The organism is Nocardia brasiliensis, from assembly GCF_042691675.1.
GTDB classification, from domain to species: Bacteria; Actinomycetota; Actinomycetes; order Mycobacteriales; family Mycobacteriaceae; genus Nocardia; species Nocardia brasiliensis_D.
The window spans coordinates 3,236,224-3,254,012 of the sequence record NZ_CP170507.1; the positions used below are offsets into that span (position 1 = coordinate 3,236,224).

A 17,789-nucleotide genomic window follows, 5' to 3' on the forward strand; every position below is an offset into this window, starting at 1 on the left:
CGGCGAGACTGGGGGCATGACAGTGGACAAGCCCCCGGCCTTGGATGTGCTGCGGACGTTCCTCGCGGTCTATCGGACCGGAACGTTCACCGGCGCCGCCAAACTCCTTGCGGTTACCCAGCCCACCGTCACCAACCACATCGGTGCGCTCGAACGGCAGCTGGGTCGGGAGCTGTTCGAGCGCACTGCCGTCGGCGTGACACCCACCGCCTACGCGCACGAGATGGCCGCCGCGTTCGGTGACCAGCTCGACCAGATCGACCGTTTCTTCCTCGACGAGATCGCCGAGGCCGGGATCGTGCGGACGATTCATCTCGGCGGACCCGCCGAGTTCACCACCAGTTGCCTGATCCCGGCGCTGGCGCCGTACGGTGACCAGCTGCCGCGCATCGAGATGGAATTCGGCGACTTCGCCGATCTCATCGCCGCGCTTACCAGCGGTCGGCTCGACCTGGTCGTGTCGACGCTTCGTCCGCGCGACGAGGCGGTGCTGGCCTGGCCGATCGCCGACGAGGAATTCTGGCTGGTGTGCGCCCCGCAACTGGCGCCGACCACCCTGGAGCTGGACAGTATTCGGCAGCTTCCGGTGGTGACCTACCATCGCAGTCTGCCGATCGTGCGCCGCTATTGGACGACCATTTTCGGTGAGCTGCCGGATCTGCGGTTGCGGGCTGTCCTGCCGAACCTGTTCGCGTTGCAGGCCGCGGTCGTGCACGGCCTCGGGATGAGTGTGCTGCCGAGCTACCTGGTGCACGATCAGGTGGCAGCCGGAAATCTGGTCCGGCTCGACACCACCGATATCGCCCCGTTGAACACGTTGTATCTCGCCGCGCGGACCGCCGATCTCAATCGGAGATCCGGACTGCGCCGCGCGGCGGCGCTGATTGTCGAGGCCGTGAAGAAACATCAGAACGCCATCACCCCGAAGTCGGTTGGTTACGGCGACCGGGGTAATCGAGGTGGTCGATGAGGGCCATAAACAATCTGATCGGCCGCCCCGCCCACTCGTCGCTACAGTCGGATTTTGCGGGCTAGAGCCGCATTCCACCAACTCCATCCGGGGGCCATCAGCAATGAGCACCAAACGCGTTCTGTTCTTCCTGACCAGCCACGACGATCTCGGCGGAATTCGCAAGACCGGCTTCTACGTCCACGAGGCAGCGCGCCCGTGGAAGATACTGACCGAAGCCGGCTATACCGTCGACCTCGCCTCGGTGCAGGGCGGTGTGCCGCCGCAGGACGGCCGCGATCCCGACGATCCGGGCCAGGAGGAATTCTTCGCCGACCCGCGCATCGCGGCACAGCTCGCCGACACCAAGACCCCCGCCGACTACGACCCGGCCGATTACGAGGCCGTCGTCTACGTCGGCGGCCACGGCACCATGTTCGACTTCCCGGGCAACACGGCGCTGGCCGAATTCTCGGCCAAGGTCTATGAAAACGGTGGTGTCGTCGCCGCGGTGTGTCACGGTCCCGCCGGACTGCTCGACATCAAGCTCTCCGAAGGCGACTATCTCGTCTCGGGTAAGAAGCTGACCTGCTTCACCAACGAGGAGGAAGCCGCCGTCGGCCTGACCGATGTCGTTCCGCTCCTGTTGGAAACCGCACTCACCGAGCGCGGCGCCATCCACCAGCCGGCCGCCAACTTCACCGACAACGTCGTCGTGGACGGCCGCCTGGTAACCGGTCAGAATCCGGCCTCCGCCAATAGTTTCGGTGAGGCGATCGTCAAGGCGCTGGCCAATCGCTGACCGGTCGCGAAAACCGCCTACTCGATGAGCTTTTCGCTCTTCAGCCAGTCGTAGGCGACATCGGCGGGGTCCTCGCCATCGATGTCGACACGACCGTTGAGGTCCTGCATCAGCTCATCGGTGAGGTGGTCGGAGATTGTCCCGAGCAGCGGCCGTAACGAGGGGTGGCGGTCGATGACGGCGCCGCGCACGACCGCCGTGCCGCTGTAGGGCAGGAAGAATTTCTTGTCGTCATCGAGGACGACGAGGTTCAGGTTTTTGACTCGACCGTCGGTGGTGTAGATCATGCCGAAATTACAGGGGGCGCCCTTGGCCGTCGCGGTATAGACGACCCCGGCATCCATTCGAGTGACGTTACCGGAGGGGACGCCATTCGGATCGTTGTAGGGGATCCCATATTTCAGCAGCATCGGAATGAAACCATCGGAGCGGCTGAAGAATTCGTCGTCGACGCAGAACGTCCGGTCGGGGACCGGCAGCGCCGCCACGTCGGAGAGTGACTGCACCCGTAGGCGTTCGGCATTCGGCGTCGACGCGCCGAATGCGTACGTGTCGTTGAAGTTGGCGGGCGGCAGCCACTCCAGATTGTGGTCGCGCCGCTCGAGGTCGTGGACGCGCTGCCAGAGTTCGGTCGGGTCCGTGATCGTCTCGGTCTGGTTGTGGTAGTTGACCCAGCCGGTACCGGTGTACTCCCAGAGCACGTCGGCGTCGCCGTTGAGTTGGGCCTGTCGAGACGATGCGGAACCCGGCGCGCCGGTCATGTCTTTCACCTCGGCGCCCGCCGCGGCCAGGTAGGTCGCGGTGATCTTGCCGAGCAGTATGCCCTCGGTGAAGCTTTTCGAGGTGACGACCAGCTTCGCGCCGTCCAGTGGCTGTGCGCCGTCCGGCAGACGCGCATCGTGAAATGTTCCGGATGAACTGACCAGACCGCACCCGGCGAGCATCGGCATCGTCACGACGAGGGCGCACAGCAGTGTGACCAGTTGGGCGCGTGGCGATTTCATGAGATACCTCGTGGCGTCGCGGCGAGTTCGACGAGCCGGCCGAGCCAGTCGATGATCAATGCGAGCAGCCCGACGAGGACCGCGCCGGAGATGAGCAACTTGGGCAGGAAGAGGGTGACACCGGTGGTGATCAGCGTGCCGAGGCTGGTCGCGCCGATGAAAGTGCTCAGCGTCGCGGTACCCACCAGAATGACCAGCGCGGTGCGCACACCGTTCAGGATCACCGGCACCGCGAGCGGCAGCTCCACCTGAAACAACGTCCTGGCACCGGAGAAGCCGATGCCGCGCGACGCCTCGATCGTGCGCTGATCCACCTGGCGCAGCCCGACGATAGTGTTCTGCAGGATCGGCAGGATCGCGTACACGACGAGACCGACTATCGCCGTACGGAACCCGGTACCCAACCAAAAAGTGAACAACACGAGCAAGCCGACGGCAGGTGCAGCCTGGCCGATATTGGCGAAGTTGACGGCGACCGGTTCGAGCCGCTGCAACGCGGGACGGGTGAGCGCGATGCCGAGCGGAATCGCGACGACGACCACGATCAGCGTGGCCACCACGGTCAGCTTGACGTGTTCGAGGATCGTGGTCTGCAAGTTGGCCCAACCCAACGACGCCTGCTCGGTGGGCGTGAACGTCGCCGACCGATACCAGACGGCGTATCCGACCCCGAGGACACCGATGATGATCGGCTCGAACCACACGTCGATCGGGATGCGGCGCAACCGATTCACGACTGCCCGGCCGATCCGGGTTCGTCGTCGGCGGCGACCACCGGGGTCGGCGCCGGGTCGGTGCCGTCGACGTACGTCTCGTACGACAGCTCCGCCTCCTCCGAGCGCACGTCGGCGAGCTTGGCCTGGATCGTCTCGGTCACCGACCCGATGCTGAGCGAGCCGACGACCGCGCCGCGGCCATCGGTGACGAGCGCGGCGCCCTGGCTGGCCGCGAGCATGGCGTCGAGTGCGTCGTTGAGGGTGGAGGACCGGGCGACGACGGGCAATCGCCGATCGAGGAAGTCCGAGACCTCCGGTTTGGTCGCCACTTCCGCGAGGGAGGGCCACGACCGCGGCCGCCCGGCCTCGTCTACGACGACGACCCAGGTGTGTCCGGCGGCCTTCGCGCGTTCGATCACGGCCCGCGCCGGTTCGCCGATCCGAGCGGTGATCACCTTGTCGTAGGCGACATCACGCACCCGTGACACGGTCAGATACGCCAGCTTCGCGCCGGAACCGACGAACTCTTCCACGAACGGCGTTGCCGGATCGGTGAGGATTTCCTCCGGGCGCGCGTACTGCTCGACGTGGCCGCCCTCGGACAGGATGAGCACCTTGTCGCCGAGCTTGGTGGCCTCCTCGAAGTCGTGCGTGACGATGACGATGGTCTTGCCGAGTTCGTGCTGGATCGCGATCAGGCTGTCCTGCAACCGAACCCGGGTGATCGGATCGACCGCGCCGAAGGGCTCGTCCATCAGCAGCACCGGCGGGTCCGCCGCGAGCGCGCGGGCGACGCCGACTCGCTGCTGTTGTCCACCGGACATGTCCTTCGGCAGCCGGTCGGCGAAGGTCGCCGGGTCGAGGCCGACGAGATCGAGCAGGTACTCGGTGCGGTCGGCGATCCGCTTCTTGTCCCAGCCGAGCACCCGGGGGATGGCACCGACGTTCTTGGCCACCGACCAGTGCGGGAAGAGGCCGCCGGATTGAATGACGTACCCGATCGACTGCCGGAGTTTGTCGGGGTCCTCCCTGGTGACGTCGCGGCCGCCGATGAAGATTCGGCCTTCGGTCGGTTCGATCAGCCGGTTGATCATCTTCAGGGTGGTCGTCTTGCCGCAGCCGGACGGGCCGACGAACGCGACGATATCGCCTGCTTCGATCTCCAGGTCGAGACGCTCGACCGCGGGCTTGTCCTGGCCCCGATAGCGTTTGACGACCGACTCGAGGTGGATGGGCGCACCGGTCACGTTGCGCTCCGGAGCGGGCTGACTGGTCACCGCATCGGTCATGACAGTCCCTTCGCGATCGTGAGCCGGCCGAGCAGCACGAGCAGCGCGTCGAACACCAACGCGATGAGGACGATGAGAACGGTGCCGGTCAGCGCCATCTCGAGGGCGTTCGCGCCGCCGAGCCGGGAAAGGCCGTTGAAGATCAGCGATCCGAGGCCGGGGCCGAGCACATAGGCGACGATGGCGCCGACGCCGACAATCATTTGAGTGGACACCCGGATGCCGGTGAGAATCACGGGCCAAGCAATCGGCAATTCGACGGTGAGCAGAATGCGCCATCGCGAAAAGCCGATGCCGCGTGCGGATTCGACAATCGAGGCGGGCACCGACCGCAACCCGACGATCGCGTTGCCGATCACCGGCAATGCCGCGAAGAACGCCAGCATGATGAAGGACGGGACCACGCCGAGTCCGAAGGGGACCAGCAGCAACGCCAGCAGCGCCAGCGAGGGAATCGTCAGCGCGACCCGGCTCGAGGTCAGCGAGAGTGCGGCCAGCAGCGGGAGCCTATAAACCGCGACGGCGATCAGAACAGCGGCGACAGTCCCGACCAAGACCGTCTGAAACGCCAGGGAGGCATGCTGATACGTGAGAAACGCCAGAAATTCTCCCCGTCCACGGATATAGCTCCATAAGTTCACGCGATTCCCATCGTCAGGCGTACCTGTATGCGCGTAGTAACCGGGCGCGAGCCGTCAAAGATTAATCGATACAGCGCGTTCGGCTGCGTATGGCGCGCGGCGGGCGAATCGTCGGATTGTCGCGCTCGTTTCGCGCGGCGGAAAGTTATGCCGCCCGTGTCCGGGTGTCGACCGGCGAGTAGTACTCGGCGTTGCCCGCGATCACGGTGCTCGACGTGCCGTCGACGCCGACGGGAACGTGGCCGGCCAGCGTGATGCGGGTCAGCCTGCGGTGCTCGCTGCCGTCGTAGTCGTCGATGGCGTAGTGCTGCGTGGCGTGGTTGTCCCAGATGGCGACGTCACCGAGGGACCAATTCCAGCGAGTGGTGTGCTCCAAGCGCGTCACCCGGTCCTGGAACAGCCGGAACAGCGCCTGCGACTCGTTGCTCGGCAGGCCGACGATCTGCTTCACGAAGCACCCCAGCAGCAAGGCACGTTCGCCCGTCTCCGGGTGCACATGGACCACGGGGTGTTCGGTTTCGAAATACGTGGATTCGAACTCCCGCCGGTAGGCCCTGCTGTTCTCGTCCGGGTGGTCCTCCGCGTCGGCGGCGTAGTCGTACTGGTTGGTGTGCCGCGCGCGCAGGCTCTCGGCCAGCCGCCGCAGCGGTTCGGGCAGCGAGTTGTACGCGGCGACGGTCGAGGCCCAGGTGGTCGAGCCGCCGTAGCTGGGCAGCGAGACCGCGCGCAGGATCGATGCCTTCGGAACCCGATCGACGAAGGTGACATCGGTGTGCCACGCGTTGGCCCGACTGTGGCGGGAATCGATCGCCAAGCTCTTCACACCCGCCGAGGTCACAGTCGGGTGCGGGGTAGTCGGACTGCCGAGCAGCTGCGCGAATTCATACTGCCCGTCCTCCGTCAACTGACGCTGCCCGCGAAAGAAGATCACCTTGTGCTCGTGCAGTGCCGCCCGGATAGCGGCAACAGTCTCCCCATCCAACTCCCCACCCAGCCGGACCCCCTCCACCCGCGCACCAATGTGAGCCCCCAGCTTGACCACCCGCACACCGGTCCCGCCCTCACCTCTGTAATCGACAGACATACAAGGCCTTTCGCTCCACCCTGACAGTTGCCTCAGACGAAACCACCCCGGCCCCGGCACGACCAGCATTACGGTCACCCAGATCCGAACGGGCACGGTGGCCGGCCGAACTCGACATAGCCGATCGGCCACAGGCTTGGGCGTTCCGCCGCGTTCGCTCGATCGGCGTCACATCACCCGTGTCAGATCAGCCGAATATGAAGCCGCCAGGACAACTCGCGCCCGCTCGCGATGTGAGTGCCGCTGTCGCGTTAGGAGGCAGATGCTTGCGAGGTCTTGTTCGCCACGAGCAGAAGGACCTTCGCAGGCTCCCAGTAACGGAGCAGTGTTTGCTCGTCGGGTACATCGGCTTCGTGCGGTGTTGGCTCGCCAGCTGTTTCGTTGTCCTTGGGGCGGGCGAGTCGCTGGGTTGCCATGACCAGTTCGGCGACGAGGCGCATGTGTTCTTGGTCGTTCTCGGGGACGGTGGTCTCGATCAAGTCGTCGACGGCAACCGGAAGTGGTGCAACGAATCTGGCGATGATCTGTGCGGCATCGTGAATCTCCACCCGTCGGCGGTGTGCGCGCTCCTTTGGGGAGATGTGTCTGCGGTCCGCGGGTTTGAGTGGGAACACGACTTGCGGTGCGGCGGCGGTCAGATCGCGCCACAGCGGATTCAGGCGATGCGCGATGCGCGATTGGTGGTCCAGCCGCAGCAATTGCGCCACTGCCCGCGCCGACGAGGGCACGAACACCAGGGTCACAATTGCGGTGAGCACCAACCCGGGTTCCCGGGTGTCGAGCCCGTCGGTGGCGAGGCTGTAGGCATGGCGGGTGAAGTCGTTGCCGGCTCCGACCGCCCGCAGCGCCGCGAGGAACACGAACCAAGCGGTGGGGAGCGCGTAGATGGCGGCGAAGACGCACAGGATCGCCACCAGGATCCGGTCCCGCAGGGTCGTCGTGCGCGGCCACATCCTGAAGCCCATGCGCAGGACGGAAAACGAGATGACCACCGTCATCGCCGCATACAGTCCGACATAGACGCCGTATCGCCAGCCTCCGTAGTCCGCGATCGGGACTCCTTGCGCCTGCGCCGGACTGCTCACCAGTTGGAGTACTACAGTGAGAACCGTCGAGAGCCCGACCACGACCTGGAAGCGGATTCGATAATGGACGGGCCCGTATTCATGGAGTAAGACAAAACCCAGCCCGCACCCCCACGCCATCACAGAGCACCAGTGCCACACCGCGAACAGCGTCGCCGAGCCACCGGGTACGAACGCGGCCATGTGCGGAGCAATGGTCGGCAGCAACGACGTTGCTGTGTAGAAGCCCACCGTGGCGTTGATCATTCGATTGAGCGCGGACGAGCGCCGGACCAACGCAAGCCGGGTGACCGCGATGACAACAACGAACACCAGCACCGGGATGGTGACCCAGGCTGGGAATCGATCCGGCGCCCACATCTCAAAGCTCCTTGAGCAACCAGTCGCGGCGCGGTCCGCTGGTCCGAGTCTGGATCCCGATCAGCGTCGCGAGCAGTTCGGCCTCGTACTCTTCGGTTGTGGCGTAGCTGGATACCCCGCGGGCGGCCTGGACCTGAGAGATGTCGATGGCGCTCAGTTCGATTCCGGTGAGCACGGCCGCCAGCTCCGACCCTGATAACGACCTGTCCCCACCGTGATCGAGCAGCATATGACCGACCTCATGCAGACCGACATGCACCTGCACCGCGGGATCGGGAGAGCCGCGAAGAAAGATCACATCGTGGTCCTGGCACGCCAACCAAAGCCCGCACAACCCAACAGGCGCCGCCGAGGGCAGCGGTAATCGCATGATCCGCCGCCCTCGAAGACGCTCGACTGATGCGAAGAATTCCTCGGCTGTCCAGTCAGCGGGCAACTCGAGACGGTCGACCAGCGATTGCAGGCGAGCTCGCGTGGAAACCCCGCCTTGTCGAAATCCTGTCGCGAGCGTGGAAACCTTGCGCCATACAGGCTTCCGCATGTCCCCCCTAGCGCCTACCCGAGGCCGGTCAGTATCACCCGGCATGAATGCTACTCCGCGACAGCATGATTCGGATTCGTACGGGCGTGGTTCGGCGAACACGCAGCTGTCCGGCCGATCCCGGGCGGCTGTCAGAGCAGTGCTATCTCGATGGTGGATCTGGATCGGATTCGTGTGCGGCTTTGGTGGCGTTCTGCAACGTCTGCAGCAGTCGGTCGATCGCGACTTTCGGGAAGGTGAGCTGATAGCCGTCTGCGTGACTGCGGGCGCGCTTCAACTCGATACCGAGCCGGTCGAGCTCGGTCACCAGATCCACGACGGGTTTGTGCTCACGGTTGAGCTTTTGCAGAGCGTTCACACCGCTCTCGACGTCGTCGGGTTCGCCCGCTCCAGTGGGCTTTTCGCCGACGGCTGACACAAGCGTGCCGCCGTGGTACAGGACTGCGGTCGCGCTTCCGGCCGGTAGGCCGAAAGCTTCGAGCGCGCGGTTGTACTTTGCCTCGGTGGTAGCGCTGATCGTGTCGATCTGGCCGCCCTCGATGCGGGACTGCACATTGCGGGTAGGGCCACCGGCGTCATGGATGTGCTGGTGTGTGATGAGCTCGTCGGGCAGGTTTCGCTGCCGAAACGCTTTCATCTGCCGTCCGAATCGCTGACCGCTCGACTCGGCTTTCTCGGCACGCTCCAGACCGAACTCCGCGTTCATAGATGGCATCGTATCGCCTGGCCGGGCGGGGTTGGGCGCCATGCACACGCACTCCCTTTCGCACTCGCTCGGCCTAGCTCGTTGGTCCGCAGGGAGAGGCCACGCCGCCGCTCACGTCAAGCTACTACACCCGACGACCAAAGCGGTGCAGACCTTACGGTCGTCATGCACACGGATGCACATCAACGTATTGACATGAGAACACTCGCCACTTAAATTCAACGCGTGGGTGCGGACCTGAGCGGTGGGCACGAGGGGTGCCGCACCATCGCGTCTACCCAAGAAGGGTGGAACACGGGCGTTTCGATCCTGCGTATAAGGCGAGTGGGAGGCTCGTCGACGCGAAAGAACTGGCATCGACCCAACGGCGAGGCATCGAATGAGGCCAAACGTTCGTGTCCTGGCATTTCGGCCAGACCCTGATTTCAAGGATGTGACGCCACCTGCGCCTAATTGTCTACGTCTGATCTATGGGAGGAATTTCTCTAGTGGAACGAATTGAGGGGGAGCGCGATCGAGGAGGAATTGTATCTGTCGCCCAACTCGAAGCCGAAGGACAGGCACAAATCGCAGCCGCTCGCGCACGACTAGCAGAAGCGATACGCGCCGTCGGGACCGATTTTCGTGCACAGTCCGAGGACAGGCGCGCGACAGTGATCTGCGACGCCTTCGGCCGGGTCACCGACATCGCTCTGCCGAACGGATTCTCCGATCCACGCCGGAGTTCGTGGACGATCGAGGAGCACATCGACGCGACTTGCCGCGCGATCGCCGAAGCTGTAAACGATGCGCGCCACGGTGCCAGAGAAGCGGGCCTCGAACAATGCAAAGCGGCATTCCCCGGGTGGTTCGACCCGATGACCGATCTAGAACTGGAACCGAACCAACCGCAGGACGCCGAGTACGAGGACGACGACTACGGTTCGTCGCCACGCTGGTGAGGAGGAAGCACCATGAACAGCTATGACCAGATCTACCTGCAAGTGCGGGAAATGAACCGCCAGTGGCAGAGTCGGGTCGCAGAAATCCGCGCCGGAACGCCGTCGTCGCCTGCGGAACACATCGTCGTCATCACCGAAGAACCCGGCGGCGCGGTGTTGGGCCGAGTCGTGGTGGGTGGGCAAGGCGAGGTGTATTCGATTGACCTCTACGCCCACGAGGTGCAGGACATGCACTGCGAGCGGGTGGTCGCCGCGCTCTTGCCGACCATCAACGAAGCGTTGGAGCGGGCCTTCCGATCTCGGATGTCGGTGGGCGTGCGATGACAAGCTTCCGTGTTGTCACAGCGGCTTTGCGTAACCAAGCACAAACGGTCGAATCAGCGGCGCAGCGCTGGGAGATCGCGAAGAAATCTATTGAAAACCACCGGATGGCCGACGATGCCCTCGGGCTGTGGGCCGGCGATATTCCCAAATTGTTCAACGACACCCGTCAGGCCGTGGTTGACAGGCTCGCAGAGAGCGCCGAGACCATCAAGAGCGCCGCGACAGGCCTGACCAATGCGGCAAAACACTATGAGGAAGTCGACGCGAAATTCTACCGGCGTTTCGGCTATATCCAGGATGGGATCGGGAAATAGAGTATGGGCGAGATCGGCCAGTTAACCCAGTTGGTTGCGTCTGCTATCTACATGGAGGGGCGCGATCCCAATCATGCGGGCACTGGTGACACAGCGTTCCCGTGGGACGAAGCTGCCACCGTATGGGGGGCGGCTAAAAGGGCGGGAATCGACGCAGTCTGTACCTTGATCGACTGGGTTCGCGATCTGCTCGGCCACCCCGAGGCGATACCGCCGTTGACCAATGCCTGGCTGACCAGCAAAAAACAGATCAACGACTCTGCCAACGGTGCCACCGGGTTAGGTACCGCCAAGGACGACCTGCATGCCCGCTGGGAGGGCGAGGCAAGCAAGGCTGCGGGCCTGTACGTCACCAAGCTGATAGACGTGGCGGGGAAGACCGAAGAGATTCTCGGGAAAATGGCGACCACCATACATGAATTCAGCGGCATCATCACCAAAATCTATTTGGCCGCCCTTCGATTCATCTCTGAATGCGCAGGTGCAGTACTGAATTTCGCCAGCGGAATGCTAGAGAATTTTCCGAACCCGTTCGGTATGGCGTCCGAAGCGGTCGATGCGCTCAACCACTTTCGGGAGGCCGTCACGAAACTTGTCGAAGAGTTCACCAAACAGCGGCAGGAGACGCGTAACGTGATATTCCAACTGCAGTTGCAAGCGTCCGGGCTGGACGTCCCGGATAAGATCGCCGACGTCGCGATCAGTACCGCAGACGGCGATTGGAGACCCAAGCCGGCGCCCGCCCCGATGATCGCCGCGTCCACGTTGCTTATCGTTGCAATTCCGCATGCTTCGCGTAGGTCAACCCCGTTTGCCGAGACCACCCGAGGACAGGGGTCGGCGCTGTCGGAACGTGCTGCGGCAGCGCAATTGGGCTGCATCGTCATGCCGCAGTTCGCGTGGGGTTCGGAACCGGCTGTGCCGCAGTGTGTTCAGGCCGGTTCGGGGTGGGGGCGGTAGAGGTCGGGCTCGAGGTAGATGACGTTTGCGGTGGGGACGGCGGCGCGGACGCGGGCTTCGGCGGCGTCGATGGCGGTAGCGAGGTTGTTGATGGTGAGGTCGGGGCGGATGGCGACCTTGGCGGCGATGAGCAGTTCGTCGGGGGCGAGATATTCGGTGCGCAGGTGGATTACGCGGTCGATGTGGGTGCCGTCTACGAGGTTGGCGCGGATGGCGCGGTCTTCGTCGGGAGTGGCGCCTTCGCCGATGAGCAGGCTTTTCATCTCCACGATGAGGACCACGGCGATGGCGCCGAGCAGGATGCCGATCGCCAGGGTGCCGACGCCGTCCCAGCGCGGGTCCCCGGTCAGCACGGTCAATCCGACACCGGTGAAGGCGAAGGCGAGACCGACCAGCGCCCCGCTGTCCTCCAGCAGCACCACCGGCAGTTCGGGATTGCGCGAGGTGCGGATGAACTGCCACCAGCTCCCGCGTCCCTTGAGCGGCTGGGATTCGCGCCGCGCGGTGAGCAGACTGAAGGTCTCCAACACCATCGCGATGAGCAGGATGGCGATGGCGACCACCGGTGAGCTGAGCTCCTCGGGGCGGCGGATCTTGGTGATGCCCTCATCGATCGCGAACAGCGAGCCCATGGTGAACAGCACCAACGCGACCACGAACGAGTAGAAGTAGCGGTTGCGGCCGTAACCGAACTGGTGCACCGCGTCCGGCGGATGTGCGGCACGGCGCTTACCCAGCAGCAACAGACCTTCGTTCGCGGTGTCGGCCAGCGAGTGCATGGCCTCGGCCAGCATCGACGACGACCCCGTCAGCGCCGCGCCGACGAACTTCGCCAGCGTGATCCCGGCGTTGGCCGCCAATGCGGCGAGGATTGCTGTAGTACTGCTGCCACCCGTGGACATGGACGCCAACGCTACCGCCGGCAGCCCGCCATCCCGCGCCGACACGGACCGGCGCCACCAGTTCGCCACTGGCGGTGGCCCGGCGCGCTGTGTTGCCATAGTCGGCATGACGTCGACTGGAGTGGAATCGCTCGGCGGGCTCGCCACTGCCTGGTCGAGGAGCATGGGACTGCGGGCGCCGTTGGTGAACGCCCCGATGGGCGGAGTTGCCGGTGGCCGGTTCGCCGCCGCGGTGACGGCCGCGGGCGGGTTGGGGATGATCGGCATGGGCAGCGCCGGGTCGGCGCGGGCATTGGAACGGGAGCTCCATCATCTGCGCGGTGTGCGTGGTCCATTCGGGATCGGGCTGGTGGATTGGGTGGTCGCTGCCGAACCGGAACTGTTCGAGCTCGCCATGGCTGCCGCCCCGGCGTTGATCTCGGTGAGCTTCGGCACCGACCTGTCCTGGGTGGATCGCGTGCGGGATGCCGGAATTCGCACGGCCACACAGGTATACAACGTCGACGAGGCGCGGCGGGCCGAGGACGCGGGCATCGATGTCGTCGTCGCACGCGGCGCCGAGGGCGGTGGGCACGGCGCGGCGGAGATGGCGACCTTACCGTTGCTGGATGCGGTCATCGGCGCCGTGTCGATTCCGGTACTGGCTGCGGGCGGTATCGCGTCTCCGGCGAGCCTGGCCGGGGTACTCGTCGCGGGTGCCAGTGGGGTGTGGCTCGGTACCAGTCTGGCCGCGTGTTCGGAGTCGTTGCTCTCCGATGACGCCCGCCGGGCTCTGCTCGCGGCCGAGGGGACCGAAACGATCGTGACGCGCGCCTTCGACGTCGGCATGGAGTTGCCATGGCCGGCCAGGTTCCCCGCCCGCGTGCTGCGCAATGAGTTCGCCGACCGATGGACCGGCCGGGAACGGCGTCTGTCCGGCGACCGGCAGGCGAAACAAGCTTTGGCCACCGCGCTGGCCGCGGCGGATCCGAAGGTCGTTCCGGTCGACGCCGGAGAAGGGGTGGGGCTGGTTACCCGGGTGCAACCGGTGGGGGAGGCGATCGAAGAGTTGTGTATCGGTGCCGCACGATTGCTCGACGACCGGAAAGAACCGCGCTGACCGATCACCGCTGACGTGACGCGCGATCCGCGAAGCCGAGCGCCACCGTGTTAACAAATGTAAATCACCCGAGAACCCGTGGTTTCCAAGCGATCACAGGCAATGCGTCGAAAACTGTATACCGGCCGGTATTTCGGCTGGTCCGCGGCCTTTCGTGCAGGTCGGGCCGCTGCGCGAGATCATTCGTGATCGGCGCGCGATGACCGGCATATTGCCGCGGCCTCACAGCGCACAACGGGGCGTCGCGGGGTGTGAGGGAATAGTTTGGCGGCAGGTCCCAACCTCTTTACAGTCGGAGCACCAGCCCGATTTTCACAGCTCGAAGGGGGCGTCGTGGCGCATTCACGGACCGACCGACCATCCGCCGACGCCGGTGACGCACTCCTGCGATTGGGCAAGTATTTCCACCGGGGCGAGGTTTCGGCCGACCAGCGCACCTTGCACAAGACCGGCGGACGCGGCGCCGATGAGTTCTACCGGGACCGCTGGTCGCACGACAAGGTCGTGCGGTCCACGCACGGGGTGAACTGCACCGGCTCGTGTTCCTGGAAGATTTATGTCAAAGACGGTGTGATCACCTGGGAGTCGCAGCAGACCGACTATCCCTCGGTGGGCGCGGACAAGCCCGAGTACGAGCCGCGGGGTTGCCCGCGCGGTGCTTCGTTCTCCTGGTACACCTACTCGCCCGCCCGAGTTCGCTATCCCTACGTCCGTGGCGTGCTGCTGGAGATGTACCGGGAGGCCAAGTCTCGGCTCAAGGATCCGGTACTGGCCTGGGGTGAGATCGTCGAGGACGCCGCGAAGGCCAAGCGCTACAAGTCCGCTCGGGGCAAAGGCGGATTCGTCCGCGCCGAGTGGTGGGAAGCGGCCGAGATCGCGGCCGCGGCGCACGTCTATACGATCAAGCAGTACGGCCCGGACCGGGTGGCCGGCTTCTCACCGATCCCCGCCATGTCCATGGTCAGCCACGCCGTCGGCGCGCGCTTCATCTCGCTGCTCGGCGGCTCGATGCTGTCGTTCTACGACTGGTACGCCGACTTGCCGGTGGCTTCGCCGCAGGTGTTCGGCGATCAGACCGACGTCCCGGAGTCCGCGGACTGGTTCGACGCGGGCTACCTCATCATGTGGGGTTCGAATGTGCCGGTGACCAGGACCCCGGACGCGCACTACATGACCGAGGCCAGGTATCGCGGCCAGAAGGTGGTGGTGGTTTCCCCCGACTACGCCGACAACACCAAGTTCGCCGACGAGTGGGTGGCGGCGCGGCCGGGAACCGATGCGGCCCTTGCCATGTCGATGGGGCACGTGCTGCTCAAGGAGTTCTTCGTCGACAAGACGACCGCTCGCTTCACCGACTACGTCAAGCGCTACACCGATCTACCGTTCTTGATCACCCTCGACGAGCGCGACGGTGCCCATGTGCCCGGGAAGTTCCTCACCGCAGCCGATCTCGCGGCGGCCGGTTCGGTTGCGCAGGGGGCAGCCGAACCACGAACCCAGGGGGCCGAGGGTGACGAGTTCCGTACGGTGTTACTCGATTCGGACGGGAATCCGGTGGTGCCCAACGGGTCCCTGGGCGACCGGTTCGGCGCATCAGGTACCGGACGGTGGAATCTCGATCTGGCCGACGTCGACCCGCTGCTGACGCTGCACGGCCGTACCGAAGCCACTGCGGCCGTTCAGGTTCCACGCTTCGACACCGATGTGCCGGGCGTGCTCACCCGCGGCGTGCCGACGATCACCGTTGCGGGCAAACGGGTTACCACCGTGTTCGACCTGCTGCTCGCGCAATACGGTGTGGCGCGCGACGGGCTACCCGGCAACTGGCCGACGGGCTACGACGACGCCGCCGAGCCGTATACCCCGGCCTGGCAGGAGACCATCACCGGTGTCCCGGCCGCGCAGGCGACGCGGATCGCCCGCGAATTCGCCGACAATGCCGATCGTTCCGGCGGCCGCTCGATGATCCTGATGGGGGCGGGCACCAACCACTGGTTCCACTCCGACCAGATCTACCGCGCGTTCTTCACGCTGACCCTGCTCACCGGCTGTCAGGGCGTCAACGGCGGCGGCTGGGCCCACTACGTCGGTCAGGAGAAGTGCCGCCCGGTAACCGGTTGGTCCACGCTGGCTTTCGGCCTGGACTGGCAGCGGCCGCCGCGGCAGATGCAGGGCACCGTCTTCTGGTACCTCACCAATGACCAGTGGCGCTACGATCCGTTCACCGCCCAGACCTTTGCCTCGCCGTTGGGGGAGGGCCGGTTCGCGGGCCGCACCGCCGCCGACAATATCGCGCTGGCGAGCAGACTCGGCTGGATGCCCAGCTACCCGACATTCGACCGCAACCCATTGGATCTGGCGGACGAGGCCGAACGGGCGGGCAAGTCGGCGCCGGAGCACGTCGTGGACGAGTTGAAATCCGGCGACCTGCGATTCGCCTGCGAAGATCCGGACGCGCCCGAGAACTTCCCGCGCTGCCTGACGGTGTGGCGCGCGAACCTGCTCGGCTCCTCGGGCAAGGGCAACGAGTACTTCCACAAGCACCTGCTCGGCGCGGACTCCAATGTGCAGACCACCGATGTCACCGGCGTCCGGCCACAGGAGCTGGTCTGGCGCGAGCAGGCGCCGACCGGAAAGCTGGATCTGCTGCTGTCCCTGGATTTCCGGATGACCAGCACCACGCTGTTCTCCGATATCGTGCTGCCCGCTGCTACCTGGTACGAGAAGCATGATCTGTCCTCCACCGACATGCATCCGTTCGTGCACGCCTTCTCCCCGGCGATCTCACCACCGTGGGAGGCCAAGACCGATTTCGATGCCTTCCATCGGATCGCGCGCGGCTTCTCCTGGATGGCGGAAAAGCACCTCGGTGTCCGCAAAGACATTGTGGCGGTGCCGTTGCAACACGATTCGCCCGATGCCATGGCGCAGGCGGGCGGCCGGGTCCTGGACTGGAAAGCCGGTGAATGCGAACCGATTCCGGGCCGGACGATGCCCAAATTGGTAATGGTGGAACGGGATTACCCGAAGATCGCGGAGAAGATGGCAGCCCTCGGGCCGCTGATCGATACCCTCGGACTGACCACCAAGGGCGTCACGACCTATCCCGACGAGGAAGTGAAGTACCTCGCGGGCGTCAATGGCACCGTCGTTTCCGGTGTCGCCCAAGGGCGTCCGTCACTGGCCAAGGACACCCACGCCGCGGAGACGATCCTCGCGCTGTCCGGCACCACCAACGGCAGGCTCGCGGTACAGGGCTTCGAGGCGCTGGAGCGGCGTACCGGCACCGAGCTGGCCGACCTGGCCGCCGAACACGAAGGCAAACGAATCACCTTCGCCGACACCCAGGCTCGCCCGGTGCCGGTGATCACCTCGCCGGAGTGGTCCGGCAGCGAGACCGGCGGGCGACGGTACTCGCCGTTCACCATCAACACCGAACGGTTGAAGCCGTGGCACACCCTCACGGGGCGCCAGCACTTCTACCTGGACCACGACTGGATGCTCGAACTAGGTGAGCAGTTGCCGATCTTCCGTCCGCCGCTGGACATGACCGCGCTGTTCAGCGAACCCGATGTCGGTGCCGTGACCGACAAGGGCGTGACCGTCCGCTACCTGACCCCGCACTCGAAGTGGTCGATTCACTCGGCGTACCAAGACAACCTGCACATGCTCACGTTGTCCCGCGGCGGGCAGTCGATCTGGATGTCGGAAAAGGATGCGGCGAAAATCGGTGTCGCCGACAATGATTGGATCGAGGCGGTCAACCGCAACGGTGTCGTCGTGGCCCGCGCCATCGTGTCGCACCGGATGCCCGAGGGCACCGTGTTCATGTATCACGCACAGGACCGGGCGGTGGACGTGCCGCGCATCGAGGATCGGCCCGAGGTCAACGACGCGCGCGGTAAACGCGGCGGCATCCACAACGCTCTGACTCGAATCATGATCAAACCCTCGCACCTCATCGGCGGCTACGCGCAACAGTCCTTCGCGCTGAACTACCACGGCCCCACCGGAAACCAGCGCGACGAAGTCACCACGATTCGCCGTCGCTCGCAGGAAGTGGAGTACTGAC

Annotated in this window: 17 protein-coding genes; 8 read left to right on the forward strand and 9 right to left on the reverse strand. The window is 65.0% G+C overall.

Going from position 1 to position 17,789, the window contains the following annotated elements; genetic code table 11:
- Positions 1-16 precede the first annotated feature (16 nt).
- Together ACFK0J_RS15175 and ACFK0J_RS15180 are read left to right on the forward strand one after the other, a co-directional pair.
- Complete coding sequence (locus tag ACFK0J_RS15175; RefSeq protein ID WP_378740617.1) at positions 17-970, forward strand: LysR family transcriptional regulator; 954 nt, start codon at positions 17-19, stop codon at positions 968-970.
- A gap of 103 nt (positions 971-1,073) precedes the next feature.
- Positions 1,074-1,751: a type 1 glutamine amidotransferase domain-containing protein gene (locus tag ACFK0J_RS15180; RefSeq protein WP_378740619.1), complete on the forward strand. Its 678-nt coding sequence runs from the start codon at positions 1,074-1,076 to the stop codon at positions 1,749-1,751.
- Positions 1,752-1,768: 17 nt separating this feature from the next.
- On the opposite strand, the gene ACFK0J_RS15185 is transcribed toward ACFK0J_RS15180, so the two are convergent.
- From ACFK0J_RS15185 to ACFK0J_RS15220, 8 genes are all read right to left on the reverse strand, one after another.
- Positions 1,769-2,755 (reverse strand): glycine betaine ABC transporter substrate-binding protein, encoded by a 987-nt coding sequence (locus tag ACFK0J_RS15185; RefSeq protein WP_378740621.1) that lies wholly within the window; start codon positions 2,753-2,755, stop codon positions 1,769-1,771.
- Positions 2,752-3,489, reverse strand: a complete 738-nt coding sequence (locus ACFK0J_RS15190) for an ABC transporter permease (RefSeq protein WP_378740623.1) — start codon at positions 3,487-3,489, stop codon at positions 2,752-2,754. Before ACFK0J_RS15190 ends, ACFK0J_RS15185 begins: the two co-directional genes overlap by 4 nt.
- Positions 3,486-4,760 (reverse strand): ATP-binding cassette domain-containing protein, encoded by a 1,275-nt coding sequence (locus ACFK0J_RS15195; RefSeq protein ID WP_378740625.1) that lies wholly within the window; start codon positions 4,758-4,760, stop codon positions 3,486-3,488. The genes ACFK0J_RS15190 and ACFK0J_RS15195 overlap by 4 nt, the downstream gene beginning before the upstream one ends.
- Positions 4,757-5,401: an ABC transporter permease gene (locus tag ACFK0J_RS15200; protein WP_378740627.1), complete on the reverse strand. Its 645-nt coding sequence runs from the start codon at positions 5,399-5,401 to the stop codon at positions 4,757-4,759. Before ACFK0J_RS15200 ends, ACFK0J_RS15195 begins: the two co-directional genes overlap by 4 nt.
- Positions 5,402-5,546: 145 nt before the next feature.
- Positions 5,547-6,485 carry a TauD/TfdA dioxygenase family protein gene (locus tag ACFK0J_RS15205; protein ID WP_378740629.1) on the reverse strand — a complete coding sequence of 313 codons (939 nt, stop codon included), beginning with the start codon at positions 6,483-6,485 and terminating at the stop codon, positions 5,547-5,549.
- A gap of 251 nt (positions 6,486-6,736) precedes the next feature.
- A complete protein-coding gene (locus tag ACFK0J_RS15210; protein WP_378740631.1) occupies positions 6,737-7,930 on the reverse strand; it encodes a DUF6545 domain-containing protein in 1,194 nt (397 codons plus the stop codon).
- 1 nt (position 7,931) lies between these two features.
- Positions 7,932-8,471: a hypothetical protein gene (locus ACFK0J_RS15215; RefSeq protein WP_378740633.1), complete on the reverse strand. Its 540-nt coding sequence runs from the start codon at positions 8,469-8,471 to the stop codon at positions 7,932-7,934.
- Positions 8,472-8,613: 142 nt separating this feature from the next.
- Positions 8,614-9,177 carry a hypothetical protein gene (locus ACFK0J_RS15220; protein ID WP_378740635.1) on the reverse strand — a complete coding sequence of 188 codons (564 nt, stop codon included), beginning with the start codon at positions 9,175-9,177 and terminating at the stop codon, positions 8,614-8,616.
- A 488-nt stretch (positions 9,178-9,665) separates the two neighbouring features.
- Here ACFK0J_RS15220 and ACFK0J_RS15225 point away from each other — a divergent pair, with 488 nt between their 5' ends.
- From ACFK0J_RS15225 to ACFK0J_RS15240, 4 genes are read left to right on the forward strand one after another with little or no spacing between them, the layout of a single operon-like run.
- Positions 9,666-10,118: a hypothetical protein gene (locus ACFK0J_RS15225; protein ID WP_378740637.1), complete on the forward strand. Its 453-nt coding sequence runs from the start codon at positions 9,666-9,668 to the stop codon at positions 10,116-10,118.
- Positions 10,119-10,130: 12 nt separating this feature from the next.
- Positions 10,131-10,442 carry a hypothetical protein gene (locus tag ACFK0J_RS15230; RefSeq protein ID WP_378740639.1) on the forward strand — a complete coding sequence of 104 codons (312 nt, stop codon included), beginning with the start codon at positions 10,131-10,133 and terminating at the stop codon, positions 10,440-10,442.
- The gene (locus ACFK0J_RS15235) at positions 10,439-10,756 is read left to right on the forward strand and encodes a type VII secretion target (RefSeq protein WP_378740641.1); all 318 of its coding nucleotides are present in this window, start codon (positions 10,439-10,441) and stop codon (positions 10,754-10,756) included. Before ACFK0J_RS15230 ends, ACFK0J_RS15235 begins: the two co-directional genes overlap by 4 nt.
- A gap of 3 nt (positions 10,757-10,759) precedes the next feature.
- Positions 10,760-11,716 carry a hypothetical protein gene (locus ACFK0J_RS15240; protein WP_378740643.1) on the forward strand — a complete coding sequence of 319 codons (957 nt, stop codon included), beginning with the start codon at positions 10,760-10,762 and terminating at the stop codon, positions 11,714-11,716.
- Here the strand turns inward: ACFK0J_RS15240 and ACFK0J_RS15245 are convergent.
- A complete protein-coding gene (locus ACFK0J_RS15245) occupies positions 11,689-12,618 on the reverse strand; it encodes a cation diffusion facilitator family transporter (RefSeq protein ID WP_378740645.1) in 930 nt (309 codons plus the stop codon). The genes ACFK0J_RS15240 and ACFK0J_RS15245 overlap by 28 nt on opposite strands.
- A 106-nt stretch (positions 12,619-12,724) precedes the next feature.
- Between ACFK0J_RS15245 and ACFK0J_RS15250 the strand changes: the two genes are divergently transcribed.
- Together ACFK0J_RS15250 and ACFK0J_RS15255 are read left to right on the forward strand one after the other, a co-directional pair.
- Positions 12,725-13,717, forward strand: coding sequence for an NAD(P)H-dependent flavin oxidoreductase (locus tag ACFK0J_RS15250; protein WP_378740647.1), 993 nt, complete (start codon positions 12,725-12,727; stop codon positions 13,715-13,717).
- A 333-nt stretch (positions 13,718-14,050) separates the two neighbouring features.
- Positions 14,051-17,788, forward strand: a complete 3,738-nt coding sequence (locus ACFK0J_RS15255) for a nitrate reductase subunit alpha (RefSeq protein ID WP_378740649.1) — start codon at positions 14,051-14,053, stop codon at positions 17,786-17,788.
- Position 17,789 lies beyond the last annotated feature (1 nt).

Bases quoted from the DNA above. Each gene is read 5' to 3' on its own strand.
- ACFK0J_RS15175 (WP_378740617.1), top strand. From the start codon at position 17: ATGACAGTGGACAAGCCCCCGGCCTTGGATGTGCTGCGGACGTTCCTC.
- ACFK0J_RS15180 (WP_378740619.1), top strand. From the start codon at position 1,074: ATGAGCACCAAACGCGTTCTGTTCTTCCTGACCAGCCACGACGATCTC.
- ACFK0J_RS15185 (WP_378740621.1), bottom strand. From the start codon at position 2,755: ATGAAATCGCCACGCGCCCAACTGGTCACACTGCTGTGCGCCCTCGTC.
- ACFK0J_RS15195 (WP_378740625.1), bottom strand. From the start codon at position 4,760: ATGACCGATGCGGTGACCAGTCAGCCCGCTCCGGAGCGCAACGTGACC.
- ACFK0J_RS15205 (WP_378740629.1), bottom strand. From the start codon at position 6,485: ATGTCTGTCGATTACAGAGGTGAGGGCGGGACCGGTGTGCGGGTGGTC.
- ACFK0J_RS15210 (WP_378740631.1), bottom strand. From the start codon at position 7,930: ATGTGGGCGCCGGATCGATTCCCAGCCTGGGTCACCATCCCGGTGCTG.
- ACFK0J_RS15215 (WP_378740633.1), bottom strand. From the start codon at position 8,471: ATGCGGAAGCCTGTATGGCGCAAGGTTTCCACGCTCGCGACAGGATTT.
- ACFK0J_RS15220 (WP_378740635.1), bottom strand. From the start codon at position 9,177: ATGAACGCGGAGTTCGGTCTGGAGCGTGCCGAGAAAGCCGAGTCGAGC.
- ACFK0J_RS15230 (WP_378740639.1), top strand. From the start codon at position 10,131: ATGAACAGCTATGACCAGATCTACCTGCAAGTGCGGGAAATGAACCGC.
- ACFK0J_RS15235 (WP_378740641.1), top strand. From the start codon at position 10,439: ATGACAAGCTTCCGTGTTGTCACAGCGGCTTTGCGTAACCAAGCACAA.
- ACFK0J_RS15240 (WP_378740643.1), top strand. From the start codon at position 10,760: ATGGGCGAGATCGGCCAGTTAACCCAGTTGGTTGCGTCTGCTATCTAC.
- ACFK0J_RS15245 (WP_378740645.1), bottom strand. From the start codon at position 12,618: ATGTCCACGGGTGGCAGCAGTACTACAGCAATCCTCGCCGCATTGGCG.
- ACFK0J_RS15250 (WP_378740647.1), top strand. From the start codon at position 12,725: ATGACGTCGACTGGAGTGGAATCGCTCGGCGGGCTCGCCACTGCCTGG.